This is a genomic window from Clavibacter lycopersici (genome assembly GCF_003576405.1).
Classification (GTDB): Bacteria; Actinomycetota; Actinomycetes; order Actinomycetales; family Microbacteriaceae; genus Clavibacter; species Clavibacter lycopersici.
The window spans coordinates 1-12560 of sequence record NZ_QWGT01000065.1 but is presented as its reverse complement, the minus strand read 5'-3'; the positions used below and the strand labels follow the sequence as shown (position 1 = coordinate 12560).

Annotated in this window: 14 protein-coding genes; 3 read left to right on the top strand and 11 right to left on the bottom strand. The window is 73.3% G+C overall.

Features of this window, described 5'->3' with window-relative positions; translation table 11 throughout:
- The 9 genes from DZG00_RS06495 to hrcA all read right to left on the bottom strand — a co-directional run.
- The coding region (locus tag DZG00_RS06495) for a sensor histidine kinase (protein WP_119455474.1) at positions 1-1273 on the bottom strand (1273 nt) is incomplete at its 3' end.
- A gap of 109 nt (positions 1274-1382) precedes the next feature.
- The gene (gene era / locus DZG00_RS06490; RefSeq protein ID WP_199688907.1) at positions 1383-2444 is read right to left on the bottom strand and encodes a GTPase Era; all 1062 of its coding nucleotides are present in this window, start codon (positions 2442-2444) and stop codon (positions 1383-1385) included.
- Positions 2437-3759, bottom strand: a complete 1323-nt coding sequence (locus tag DZG00_RS06485) for a hemolysin family protein (protein ID WP_119381722.1) — start codon at positions 3757-3759, stop codon at positions 2437-2439. The genes era and DZG00_RS06485 overlap by 8 nt, the downstream gene beginning before the upstream one ends.
- A 10-nt stretch (positions 3760-3769) precedes the next feature.
- Positions 3770-4231: an rRNA maturation RNase YbeY gene (ybeY, locus tag DZG00_RS06480; RefSeq protein ID WP_119381723.1), complete on the bottom strand. Its 462-nt coding sequence runs from the start codon at positions 4229-4231 to the stop codon at positions 3770-3772.
- Positions 4228-5277, bottom strand: a complete 1050-nt coding sequence (locus tag DZG00_RS06475) for a PhoH family protein (protein ID WP_119381724.1) — start codon at positions 5275-5277, stop codon at positions 4228-4230. The genes ybeY and DZG00_RS06475 overlap by 4 nt, the downstream gene beginning before the upstream one ends.
- Positions 5264-5623 carry a histidine triad nucleotide-binding protein gene (locus DZG00_RS06470; RefSeq protein ID WP_119381725.1) on the bottom strand — a complete coding sequence of 120 codons (360 nt, stop codon included), beginning with the start codon at positions 5621-5623 and terminating at the stop codon, positions 5264-5266. Before DZG00_RS06470 ends, DZG00_RS06475 begins: the two co-directional genes overlap by 14 nt.
- A 28-nt stretch (positions 5624-5651) precedes the next feature.
- Positions 5652-6404, bottom strand: a complete 753-nt coding sequence (locus DZG00_RS06465; protein WP_119381726.1) for a 16S rRNA (uracil(1498)-N(3))-methyltransferase — start codon at positions 6402-6404, stop codon at positions 5652-5654.
- A 2-nt stretch (positions 6405-6406) separates the two neighbouring features.
- Positions 6407-7522 carry a molecular chaperone DnaJ gene (gene dnaJ / locus DZG00_RS06460; RefSeq protein WP_119381727.1) on the bottom strand — a complete coding sequence of 372 codons (1116 nt, stop codon included), beginning with the start codon at positions 7520-7522 and terminating at the stop codon, positions 6407-6409.
- Between the two features lie 60 nt (positions 7523-7582).
- A complete protein-coding gene (gene hrcA / locus DZG00_RS06455; protein ID WP_012038251.1) occupies positions 7583-8605 on the bottom strand; it encodes a heat-inducible transcriptional repressor HrcA in 1023 nt (340 codons plus the stop codon).
- 185 nt (positions 8606-8790) lie between these two features.
- On the opposite strand from hrcA, the gene DZG00_RS06450 reads away from it, so the two are divergent.
- Both DZG00_RS06450 and DZG00_RS06445 read left to right on the top strand, forming a co-directional pair.
- On the top strand, positions 8791-9186 hold the full coding sequence (locus DZG00_RS06450; RefSeq protein WP_119381728.1) for a DUF4870 domain-containing protein: 396 nt from the start codon (positions 8791-8793) through the stop codon (positions 9184-9186).
- Between the two features lie 10 nt (positions 9187-9196).
- Positions 9197-9610 (top strand): VOC family protein, encoded by a 414-nt coding sequence (locus DZG00_RS06445; RefSeq protein ID WP_119381729.1) that lies wholly within the window; start codon positions 9197-9199, stop codon positions 9608-9610.
- A 15-nt stretch (positions 9611-9625) separates the two neighbouring features.
- Here the strand turns inward: DZG00_RS06445 and hemW are convergent, their stop codons facing one another.
- Complete coding sequence (gene hemW / locus DZG00_RS06440; RefSeq protein WP_119455473.1) at positions 9626-10849, bottom strand: radical SAM family heme chaperone HemW; 1224 nt, start codon at positions 10847-10849, stop codon at positions 9626-9628.
- A 79-nt stretch (positions 10850-10928) separates the two neighbouring features.
- Between hemW and DZG00_RS06435 the strand changes: the two genes are divergently transcribed.
- On the top strand, positions 10929-11630 hold the full coding sequence (locus DZG00_RS06435; RefSeq protein WP_119382983.1) for an HAD family hydrolase: 702 nt from the start codon (positions 10929-10931) through the stop codon (positions 11628-11630).
- Between the two features lie 14 nt (positions 11631-11644).
- Here the strand turns inward: DZG00_RS06435 and DZG00_RS06430 are convergent, their stop codons facing one another.
- Positions 11645-12298: a DUF1990 domain-containing protein gene (locus DZG00_RS06430; protein WP_119382982.1), complete on the bottom strand. Its 654-nt coding sequence runs from the start codon at positions 12296-12298 to the stop codon at positions 11645-11647.
- Positions 12299-12560 lie beyond the last annotated feature (262 nt).

Sequence of the window (12560 nt, the reverse complement as noted above, 5' to 3'; positions counted from 1 at the left end):
AGGCGAAGGGGATCCACGCCGACACGGTCCACACGCCCTCGCGGACGCCCGCCGAGAAGCGGCCGCCCGAGAGCGTCGCGCGCTCGCGCATCCCGGCGAGGCCGTGGCCGACCGGCTGCGCGGGGGTGGCGGGAGCGGGAGGCAGCACGGGCAGGGCGATGATGCCGGTCGTCGTGCGGGCCGGGCGCACGGGGTCCGGGAGGGTCCGGCTCCGGACCGACACGGACACGCCGTCCGGCTCCCACGCGAGCTCGACCTCCACGGGGTGGGCCACGTCGCCGTGCCGCAGCACGTTGGTGAGCGCCTCCTGCACGATCCGGTACACGGCGAGCTGCTGCCCGGTGCCGAACTCGCCCGGCTGGCCCGTCTCCGCGAACTGGATGGTGAGGCCCGTGGAGCGCATCTGGTCGATGAGGTCGCTCAGCTCCTTGAGCTCGGGCTGCGGGGTGTCGTCCTCGCTGTGCCGCAGCTGCGCCAGGAGGATCCGGACGTCGCCGAGCGCCTGCCTGGCGGTGGTCGAGATGGTGCGGAGCGCCTGGTCCGCCGCCTCCGGATCCACCAGCCGCGCATAGCGGGCGCCGTCGGCCTGCGCGATCACGACGGCGAGCGAGTGCGCGACGACGTCGTGCATGTCGCGGGCGATGCGGTTCCGCTCCTGCTCGACGACCACGTCGTGCAGGGCCCGCGCCTGGTCGCGCTCGGCGGCCTCCTGCGCGTCGCGGCTCGCGTGCGACGCGCGCGACGCGACCACGAGTCGGCCCGCCGTCCACGAGGCGAGGAGCACGCTCCACGCGCAGAGGAGGAGGAACAGGAACAGGGTCGCGAACGCGGTCCACTCCCCCGTGCCGAATGCTGCGCTGCCCACGGGGACGCGACCGGACGCGTAGGAGAGGTAGGACGCGGCGACCACGCCGCCGACGATCGCGGAGGCCAGCCCCAGCGCGCGGACGATCCGGCCGCCGTACGCGGCGGTGCAGTAGACGACCCCCGCGATGGCGAGGTCGCCGGGCTCGACGCTCGCGCCCGCGCCCATCTGGATGATCGCGCCCGCCCACGCGACGGCCAGGGAGAGCCCCGGTGCGACGCGGCGCACGGCGAGGGCGGCGCCCATGACGAGCACGAGGACGAGCGAGACGCCGGAGGTCGTGAAGGCGAAGACGCCGAAGGCGCTGGCCGCCGCGACGCCGACGGAGCCGGGGGCGAGGAGCGCGACGAATGCGGCCGCGAGGACGACGTCGAGGACGAGCTGGTACCTCGGGATCCGTCGGAGCATGCGACCACCGTACGTGCCGCGCCCGGCCCGGGAGCCCCCGGCGGCCGATGATCCCCGCGGAGGCGCCCCGATCTCATCCGCGCGATGTACGGCGCCGGCGCCCCGCGGATCAGAAGCCGAGGCGGCCGAGCAGCTTCGGGTCGCGCTGCCAGTCCTTCGCGATCTTCACGCGCAGCGACAGGAACACGCGCGTGCCGACGAGCGGCTCGATCTGCGCGCGCGCCACCTGCCCCACGTGCTTGAGCCGGGAGCCCTGGGCGCCGATGACGATGCCCTTCTGGCTGTCGCGCTCGACGAAGAGGTTCGCGTAGATCTCGAGCAGGTCCTTGTCCTCGCGCTGGATCATGTCGTCGATCGTGACGGCGAGCGAGTGCGGCAGCTCGTCCTGCACGCCCTCGAGGGCGGCCTCGCGGATGAGCTCCGAGATGCGCGCCTCGAGGCCCTCCTCGGTGACGGCGTCCGACGGGTAGAGCTGCTCGGAGACGGGCAGCGCCTTGAGGAGCTCGCCCACGAGCGCGTCGAGCTGGATCGCCTCCACGGCGGAGACGGGCACGATCGCGTCCCAGTCGCGCAGCTCCTGCACGGCGAGCAGCTGCTCGGCGACCGCGTGGCGCGAGGCGGAGTCGGTCTTCGTGACGATCGCGATCTTGCGGGCGCGCGGGTACTCGTCGAGCTGCTCGTTGATGAAGCGGTCGCCCGGGCCGATCCGCTCGTCCGCGGGGATGCACAGCCCGATGACGTCGACGTCGCCGAGCGTGGTCTGCACCAGCGCGTTCAGCCGCTCGCCGAGGAGCGTGCGCGGGCGGTGGATCCCCGGGGTGTCGACCAGGATGAGCTGCCCGTCCGGCCGGTGCACTATGCCGCGGATGGCCTTGCGGGTCGTCTGCGGCTTGGAGCTCGTGATGGCGACCTTCTCCCCCACCAGCGCGTTCGTGAGCGTGGACTTCCCCACGTTCGGCCGGCCGACGAACGAGACGAAGCCCGCGCGGTAGGCGGGCGCTCCCCCGCGCGGCTTGCGCTTCGTGCGCGCGGGCTCGGCGGCGCGGTCGATGCCCCAGGCCTCGTCGGACAGCGGGGCGGGCTCGGCCGTCGCGTCGTCCGCGGCGGCGTCGGGCGCCTCGTCGACGGCGGTCTCCTCGACGGGCGTCTGGTCGTCCCGGGGGTCAGTCATGGTCGTGTCCTCTGCTGGCGGCGGCGCCCGCGGGAGCCGCCTCGTGGGTCTCGGGCTCGTCGGCCGCGCGGTCGCGCTCGACGAGGATCGTGCTGATGCGGGTGCGGCGCCCCTCGACCCGGTCGGCCGTCAGGACGAGCCCGCCGACGTGCACGACGGATCCGCGCTCGGGCAGGCGCCCCAGGGTCTTGGCGAGGAGGCCCCCCGCGCTGTCCACGTCGTCGTCGTCGAGCTCGAGGCCGAACAGGTCGCCGAGCTCGTCGATGGGGAGCCGCGCGCTCACGCGGTACACGCCGTCGCCCAGGTCCTCGTACTCGGGCACCTCGCGGTCGTACTCGTCGCTGATGTCGCCCACCAGCTCCTCGATGAGGTCCTCGAGCGTCACGAGCCCGGCGATGCCGCCGTACTCGTCCACCACCATCGCGAGGTGGTTCGACTCGAGCTGCATCTGCCGGAGCAGCGCGTCGGCCTTCTGCGACTCGGGCACGAAGACGGCCGGGCGCGCGAGCTGGTCCACGGTCGTGCGCTCCGCCTCCTCGGGCCGCTCGTAGACCATGCGCGCGAGGTCGCGGAGGTACAGCACGCCCTCGATCTCGTCCGAGTCGCGGCCGGTGACCGGCGCCCGGGAGATGCCGCGCGACAGGAAGATCCCGAGCGCGGATCCGACGTGCACGGTCTGCTCCACCACCACCATGTCGGTGCGCGGGATCATCACCTCGCGCACGACCGTGTCGTTGAACTCGAAGATGGAGTGGATGAGCTCGCGGTCGTCCTCCTCGAGCACCTCGAGCTCCGTGGCCTCGTCGACCATGCTGAGGAGCTGCTCCTCGCTCGTGAACGTGGCGACGGTCTTGGGGCGGCCGGGCGTCACGCGGTTGCCGAGGGCGACGAGCGCGTCCGCGACCGGGCCGATGGAGACGCGGATCCCCCGCACGAGCAGAGCGGTCCACGCCAGCAGCGGACGCGCGTGCACCCGGCCGACCGAGCGCGGGCTCGCGCCCACCAGCACGAAGGACACGGCCGTCATGATCGCGGCGGCGACGAGCATCGTGATCCACCACTCGTCGATCGTGTAGGCGAGCGCGAGCGTCACCAGCACGGCCGCGCTCGTCTCCGCGATGATGCGCACGAAGCTCAGCGAGTTGACGTAGGCGCCGGTGTCCGTGGAGATGGCGAGCATCGACCGGCGGGCGCGCGACGTGAGCGCGAGCTCCTGGATGTCCGCGCGGGACAGCGAGGAGATGGCGGACTCGGACGCGGCGAACAGGCCGCCGAGGACGACGAGCAGGAACGCGGGGAGGAGGAGGGCGAGCATCGGCTGCGGGTCAGCGACCGCGCTCGCTCATGGCGAACCCGATCAGGATGTCGCGCTGGAGCCCGAACATCTCGCGCTCCTCGTCGGGCTCGGCGTGGTCGAACCCGAGCAGGTGCAGGATCCCGTGGGCCGTGAGCAGGAGGATCTCCTCCATCGTGGAGTGGCCGGCGGTCACGGCCTGCTCGGCGGCGACCTGCGGGCAGACGACGATGTCGCCGAGCAGCCCGGCGGGCGTGGGCCGGTCCTCGGTGCCGGGGCGCAGCTCGTCCATCGGGAAGCTGAGGACGTCGGTGGGGCCGGGCTCGTCCATCCACTGCACGTGCAGCTGCTCCATCGCGCCCTCGTCCACCATCACGATGGCGAGCTCGGCGTCGGGGTGCACGTGCAGCGAGTCGAGCGCGTACGTGGCGAGGCGCTGGATGAGCGGCTCGTCCACCTCGATCGCGGACTCGTTGTTGATCTCGATGCTCATCGGGTGCTCCCAGGGACGGTGCGGCGCTCGGCGCGGAGGTGGTCGGCGGCCTGGCGCTCCGCGTCGAAGCGCGTGTACGCGTCCACGATGCGGCCGACCAGGGTGTGCCGCACGACGTCGTCGCTCGTGAGGCGGGAGAAGTGGATGTCGTCCATGCCGTCCAGGACGCGCGTGACGAGCTGGAGCCCGCTCGATCCCGTCGGCAGGTCGACCTGCGTGATGTCGCCCGTGACCACCATCTTCGATCCGAAGCCGAGTCGGGTGAGGAACATCTTCATCTGCTCGGGCGTGGTGTTCTGCGCCTCGTCGAGCACGACGAACGCGTTGTTGAGCGTGCGGCCGCGCATGTAGGCGAGCGGCGCGACCTCGATGGTGTTCGACGCCATGAGCTTCGGCACCAGCTCGGGGTCCATCATCTCGTTGAGCGCGTCGAACAGCGGCCGGAGGTAGGGGTCGATCTTGTCGGTGAGGGAGCCCGGCAGGTAGCCGAGCCGCTCGCCGGCCTCGACGGCGGGACGAGTGAGGATGATCCGCTCGACCTCCTTGCGCTGCAGCGCCTGGACGGCCTTGGCCATCGCGAGGTAGGTCTTGCCCGTGCCGGCGGGCCCGATGCCGAACACGATCGTGTTCTCGTCGATGGCCTGCACGTACCGCTTCTGGCCCTCGGTCTTCGGCCGGACGGTGCGGCCGCGCGACTGCACGATGGCCTCGCTCAGCACGTCGGACAGCGTCCGCGCGTCGTCCTCGCCGAGCCTGCGTGCGCTCGTCTCGATCTCCTGGGGTTCCACGTGCTGTCCGTCCTCCACCATCGCCACGACCTCGTCGATGAGCCGACGGGCCGCGGCCACGTCCGCCCGCGTGCCGACGAGCGTGATCTCGTTGCCGCGGACCCGGACGTCGACGTCCGGGTGCTCGCGCTCGATCTGCCGGAGCAGCCGGTCCTGCGGCCCCAGGAGGCGCACCATCAGCACGCCGTCCATCGTCGCCGTCTGCTCGACGCGGTCAGCCGCAGCGGAGGCGCCGCCCCGCGGGTCAGAGCCCGACATGGTCCTCCTGGCCGCCGAAGCCGGCGAGCACGTGCGCGTGCACGTGGAAGACGGTCTGGCCGGCGTCCGCGCCCGTGTTGAAGACGAGCCGGAACTGGCCGCCCGCGCGCTCCGCCGCGATGCGCGACGCGACCTCGACGACCTCCGCGAGGAGCCCGGGGTCGCCCGCGGCGAGCTCGACGACGTCGCGGTACGCGGCCGTCTTGGGCACCACGAGCACGTGCACGGGCGCCTTGGGCGCGATGTCCTCGAAGGCGATGACGCGGTCGGTCTCCGCGACGATCTCGGCCGGGATCTCGCGCGCGACGATGCGCTCGAAGACGGTGGGCTCTGCGGTGCTGGTCATGCGCCCAGCCTACGCGGGACCCGCGACGTCACCAGCGCCCGAGCGCCGCGTTGACGAGCGCCAGCGCGGCCGGTCCCGCGGTGGACGTGCGGAGGATCCCGGACCCGAGCGCCACGGGGATCGCCCCCGCCGCCCGCAGCGCCTCGACCTCGGCCGGGCTGATGCCGCCCTCGGGGCCGACGACGAGGAGCACGTCGCGCACCTCGTCGCCGTCGGGCGTCGCCAGGTCGACGCGGGAGAGGCGCGCCTCCGCCGTGGGATCGAGCACGAGCACGCGGGAGGTGGCGGCCATGCGCGCGAGGTCCTTCGTCGTCGCGAGCTCCTCCACCTCGGGCACGCGCGGCCGGATGGACTGCTTGACGGCCTCGCGGACGATCGCCCGCCAGCGGTCCCGGCCCTTGGCGACCTTCTGGCCCTCCCAGCGCGAGACGGAGCGCTGCGCCTGCCACGGGATCACCGCGTCGACCCCCAGCTCGGTGGCGGCCTGCACGGCGAGCTCGTCGCGGTCGCCCTTCGCGAGCGCCTGCACGAGGACGACGCGCGGCGCGGGCGCCGGATGCGTCTCGGCCGACTCCACGCGGAGCTCGAGGCGCTGCGGATCCGCCGTCGTGACGACGCAGGACGCGATGGTCCCCCGCCCGTCGCCGACCAGGAGGCCCTCCCCGGCGCGGACGCGGCTCACCGTGACGGCGTGCCGCGACTCCTGCGCTCCGAGCGCGACGACGCGGCCGGTCGCGAGGTCGTCCGCGTCGAGGTCGTCCGCGAGGTGGAAGTGCGCCACGGTCAGACGTTGAGGAAGCGGTCGCGGAGCTTCTGGAACAGGCCCTGCTGGAAGTGCGCGAGGTGCGGCGCGGGCGCCTTGTTGCGCTTGGCGAACTGCTGGATGAGGTCGCGCTCCTTGTGGTCGAGCTTCTGGGGCGTGACCACCTGGATCCCGATCTTGAGGTCGCCGCGACCGGAGCCGCGCAGCTTGGTGACGCCGCGCCCGCGCACCGTGATGATCTCGGCGCTCTGGATGCCAGGCCGGAGCTCGAGGTCGACGTCGCCGTCGAGGGCCTCGATGTGGGCATCGCTCCCGAGGATCGCGTCGACCATGCTCACCTCGACGGTCGCGAGCAGGTCGTCGCCGTTGCGGCTGAACACCTCGTGGTGCTTGACCTTGATCTCGAGGTAGAGGTCGCCGTTGGGGCCACCGGCGGGGCCGACCTCGCCGGAGCCCGGCATCTGCAGGCGCAGGCCCGTGTCGACGCCGGCCGGGATGTCGACCGGCACCGTGCGGCGCGCGCGGACGCGGCCCTGGCCCTGGCAGGTGGGGCACGGGTGCGGGATGACGGTGCCGTAGCCGCGGCAGGTGCCGCACGGGCTCGACGTCATCACGTTGCCGAGCAGCGATCGCACCTGGCGCTGGATGCTGCCGGAGCCGCGGCAGATGTCGCACGTGACCGCGCTGGTGCCGGGCTGCGCGCAGGATCCGTGGCACGTGTCGCACACGACGGCCGTGTCGACCTCGAGGTCACGGTGCACGCCGAAGATGACCTCCTCGAGCTCGACCTCGACGCGGAGCAGCGCGTCCTGGCCGCGCTCCTGCCGGGATCGCGGGCCGCGTCCGCCGCCGCCCTGCTGGCCGCCGAAGAACGTCTCGAAGATGTCGCCGAACCCGCCGAAGCCCTGGCCGCCGCCTCCGCCGAACCCGGCCTGCGGGCCGAGGTCGTACTGCTGGCGCTGCTGGGGATCCGACAGCACGTCGTACGCGTGCGTGACGAGCTTGAAGCGCTCGGCGGCGTCGGGGGCGTCGTTGACGTCCGGGTGGAGCTGGCGAGCCTGCTTGCGGTACGCCTTCTTGATCTCCTCGGCGGATGCGTCGCGGCTCACGCCGAGTACTTCGTAGTGGTCAGCCACGTCGGGCCCTTCGGTGGTGATGGTCGTGGGGATCAGGGGCGGTGCGTCGGCGTGCGGCCGTCACCGCTCCTCGAGCAGGCGCGAGAGGTAGCGCGCGACCGCGCGCACCGACGCCATGTTGGTGGAGTAGTCCATGCGGGTCGGCCCCAGCACGCCGAGGCGCGCGAGCACCCCGCCGGACGAGCTGTAGCCGCTGGTGAGCACGCTCGTCTCGCCGAGGCCGAACGGGGCGTTCTCCCGGCCGATGCTCACGGAGACGCCGTGCTGGTCGGCCTCCATCTCGCCGAGCAGGCGCAGCAGCACCACCTGCTCCTCGATGGCCTCGAGGACGGGCGAGATGCTGCCCGGGAAGTCGCGCTCGGTGCGGGCGAGGTTCGCGGATCCGGCCAGCAGCAGGCGCTCCTGCCGGTTCGCGAGCACCTGCTCCACGAGCGTGCCGGCGAGGACGGACGCCGCGGCGCGCTGCGCGGGCTCGACCTCGTCGGACAGGGTCTCGAGCCGGGTCGCCGCCTCGGCGAGGCCGAGCCCGCCGACGGCCTGGTTGATCCGCGTGCGCATGACCGCGAGGAACGCGTCGTCCGGGTCGCCCGCGAGCTCGACGACGCGCTGCTCGACCCGGCCCGTGTCGGTGATGAGCACGGTGAGCACGCGCGTCGTCGACAGCGCGACGAGCTCGACGTGCTTCACGTGGCTGGTCGCGAGCGACGGGTACTGCACGAGCGCGACCTGGTTGGTGAGCTGCGCGAGGAGCCGGACGGTGCGCGCGAGCACGTCGTCGAGGTCGACCGACTCGCCGAGGAACACGTGGATCGCCTGGCGCTGCGCGGGAGTGAGCGGCCGCACGTCGGCGAGCTGGTCGACGAAGAGGCGGTACCCCTTGTCGGTCGGCACCCGGCCGGACGAGGTGTGCGGGGCGGCGATCAGCTCCTCCTCCTCGAGGAGGGCCATGTCGTTGCGGATGGTGGCGGCCGAGACGCCGAAGGCGTGGCGCTCGACGATGGACTTGGAGCCCACGGGCTCCCGCGAGGACACGTAGTCCTGCACGATCACCCGGAGGACGTCGAGACCGCGTTCCGAGACCATGGCGGCTCCCTCCTGGCACTCGTCTGTTCGGACTGCCAATCGTACCGCGGGTCAGCGGGTGCTCGGCGTTGCCGGTCGCGCGCCGTCGGCGGTACCGTGGACGGGCCCGGTGATGCCAGGCTCCACCACGATCCATCGGCGTGCCGGTCCCCGGCGGTCGCCGCGCACCGAGAGGCTCCCCCGCGATGTCCGCACCCGATCCCCACCCGTACGGCGCGCCCGCTCCGCTCACGCCGAGCGAGGACCGCCTCTGGGCGTCGCTCACGCACTTCCTCGCGATCCTCATCGTGCCGTCGTTCATCGTCTGGCTCGTGTTCCGCGAGCGCGGGCGGTTCACGGACCAGGAGGGCAAGGAGGCGACCAACTGGACGATCAACGTCGCGGGCGCGCTCGTCATCCTCAACGTCCTGCAGGTGGTGTTCGCGTTCATCCCCATCCTGGGCGTCCTCATCGGCCTGCTGCTCGGCCTCGTGATCTTCGCGGTGGTCGTGGTCAACATCGTCTTCGCGATCATCGGCGGCACGCGCGTCCAGGCCGGACGGCCCTACCGCTACCCGATGAACATCCGGTGGATCAAGTAGGCGGTCGACGGTGAGCGCGCGGATCCGCCACGTGGCGATCGACTGCCGGGACCCGCACGCGCTCTCGCTGTTCTGGGCCGGGGTGACGGGCTTCGCGGAGGATCCGGACGAGCCCAACCTCCCCGGCGAGGACGCGGCCTGGCTCGGCGACCCGGTCTCCGGGCTCGGCATCATCCTGCAGCGCTCGGATGCGCCCAAGACGGGCAAGAACCGCGTCCACCTCGACCTCGCGCCCGACGACCGCACGCGCGACGCGGAGGTCGACCGCGTGCTCGCCCTCGGTGCCGCGCTCGTCGCCGACCGCCGGAACGCGGACGGCAGCGGCTGGGTCGTGCTCGCGGATCCCGAGGGCAACGAGTTCTGCGTGGAGCGCAGCGACGCCGAGCGCGAGGCCGGCGACGAGGTGGGCGCCGTCGTCCTCTGACGACCGGCGGGCGGCCTAGTCCTCGAGCAGCCGCCGCACCACCGCGTCGGCCAGCAGGCGGCCCTGCAGCGTGAGCACGAGCGTGCCGGACAGCGCGGCGCGCGGATCCACCAGCCCGTCCGCGATGAGGCCCGCGACCTGGCGGCGGCCCTCCGCGGTGAGCGACGGGATCGCGAGGCCGTCGCGGACGCGGGCGCCGAGCAGCACGCGCTCCACCTCGCGCGTCGCGTCGTCGAGCGACTCGCGGCCGGCGCCGGGTGAGGCTCCCGCGAGCACGCGGTCGGCGTACGCGGCCGGGTGCTTGACGTTCCACCAGCGGACGCCGCCCACGTGGCTGTGCGCGCCGGGGCCGACGCCCCACCAGTCGTGGCCCTGCCAGTAGGCGAGGTTGTGGCGGCTGCGACGCCCGTCGCGGGCCCAGTTGCTGACCTCGTACCACTCGTAGCCGGCCTCGCCGAGCATGCGGTCGGCGAGCTCGTACATGTCGGCCTGCAGGTCCTCGTCGGGTTCCGGCACCTCGCCGCGGCGGATCTGCCGCGCGAGCTTCGTCCCGGGCTCGACGATGAGCGCGTAGGCGGAGAGGTGGTCGGGTGCCTGGGCGATCGCCTGCTCGAGCGAGGCGCGCCAGTCGTCGATGGTCTCCCCCGGCGTGCCGTAGATGAGGTCGAGGCTCACCTCGAGGCCGGCCGCCCGCGCGCCGCGGACGACGGGGGCGATGCGGGCGGGGTCGTGCGTGCGCTCGAGGGTCGCCAGCACGCGCGGCACCGCGGACTGCATGCCGAACGAGACGCGCGTGAAGCCGCCTGCCGCGAGCGCGGCGAGGTACGCGTCGTCGACGCTGTCCGGGTTCGCCTCCGTGGTGACCTCGGCGCCGTCGGCGAGCCCGAAGGTGTCGCGCACGGCGTCCAGCATGCGGACGAGGTCCTCGACCGGCAGGAGCGTCGGGGTGCCGCCGCCGAGGAAGACGGTGGAGGCGGGGCGCGCGGGCACGCCCGACTCCTGCAGCGCGGATCCCGCGAAGCGCACCTCCTGCACGGCCTGCGACGCGTAGTCCGACTGCCTCACGCCGCGGAGCTCGGGCGCCGTGTAGGTGTTGAAGTCGCAGTAGCCGCAGCGCACGCGGCAGAACGGGACGTGCAGGTAGACGCCGAAGGCGCGGGTCCCGGCGCCGTCCGCGGCGGAGGCGGGGAGCAGGCCGTCGGCGGGGGCGGGATCGGCGAGGGGCAGGGCGGACGGCATCCGTCCATCATCCCCCGCGCGGGCAGCGTCCCCGTGCGCCGCCGTCGGGGCCGGCGCCGTGCTCCGGCAGGATGGGGGCATGACCGACGCCCCCTCGCCCAGGCCCCTGCACGTCCTCTGGGACGTCGACGGCACGCTCCTCCTCAACGGCCCGCGCGCCGGCGGCATGTACCACCGGGCCATCGAGCTCGCGGCGGGCGAGGCGCTCGAGGACCGGAGCGTGCACGCGCACGGCAAGACGGACGGGCAGATCATCTGGGAGATGCTCGACCTGTACGGCCTCCCCGAGTCGCTGCACGCGGCCGTGCGCGAGCGGCTCGAGGGCATGTCGCGCGTCGAGCACTACGGGGCGGGTCGGCGCGAGGTCCCGGTCGGCGTCCCCCGTCTCGTCGCCGACGTCGCCGCGCGCGGCTGGGTCGATGCGCTGCTCACCGGCAACTCGCCGCTCCGCGCGCGCTACAAGCTGGACGGCGCGGGGCTCGACGTCGACCTGTTCGACTGGGACGCGTCCTTCTTCGGGCACGAGGCCAGGATCCGCAGCGACCTCACCCGGCGCGCGGCCGAGGCGCTCACCGGAGCGCCCGTCGTGATCATCGGGGACACGCCCGCGGACGGCGTAGCGGCCCAGGCGGCGGGCTTCCCGTTCGTCGCGGTCGCCACGGGCGCCTACGACGTCGAGCAGCTCCGGGCGCCGGACGCGCACGCCGCCGTCGTGGTGCCGGACCTCGCAGCGGGCCATGACGAGGTCCTCGCGTACCTGGACGGGCTCGCGGCGCGCTGACGCGGCCCCGCGGATCAGGCCGACGCGACCGCCGGGTGCAGCGACCGCAGGTAGCGGCGCATGAACACGCCCTGGATGATCCGGAGGACCGGGCTCGCGAGCCGCAGGGGCCACGACGCCGGACGAGAGAAGACGCGCAGGGTGAGCCACACGCTGCCGTCGGGCTCGCGGGAGACGAGGAACGCCTCCTCGCCGCTCAGCGGGTGCCCGTGCACCGTGCCGTAGGCGAAGCCCACGCGGTCGGTCTCCTGCACGGTGTAGACGACGCGGACGGGCGCCTCCGGATGGAACGGACCGAACGGCATGCGGAGCACGGCGGAGGTGCCCGAGGTGATCCACGCGGTGCCGTCGTCGCCGTACAGCGCCTCGCGCGGGCGGTCGGCCGGCACCTGCGGCACCCCGTCCTCGTCGTACTCCAGCCCCGAGTAGCCGGGATCGTCGGGGACCTCGGGCTCGATGCGCGTGACCTCGATGCCGCTGCCGCGCTGCACGCCCCACGTCATGAGGAGCGCGACGGCCTGCTCGAAGCGGTCGTCGCCGCTGCCGAGCCGGGCGCTCGCCTCGGCGGGACGGTAGCCCTCGGGCGGGTAGGTCATGAGGTCGACGGCCTGGGTGCCGCCGACGGAGCCGTACGTGACGGCGGTCGCGGTGTAGGTGCTGCGGCGCATGACGTCAAGACTACGGCGTGGGCCTGCGCGGACGCCGCCGATGCCTAGCACGCGGGGCATGCTCCTGTCATCCACCGCTCGGAGGCCCGCGCGTCATCCGCGCGCGCCGCCGCGGGGATGATGTTCGTGCGCGTGACGAATCCGTGATCAGAAAAGGATTCGACAGCACCGCCGCGCCGATACGTTGGGACCAATCCGAGGCGCGGATCCGACCATCCGGTCGCTCGCTCCCCATCGGTGCTCCCACCCTCCGACTCCGAGG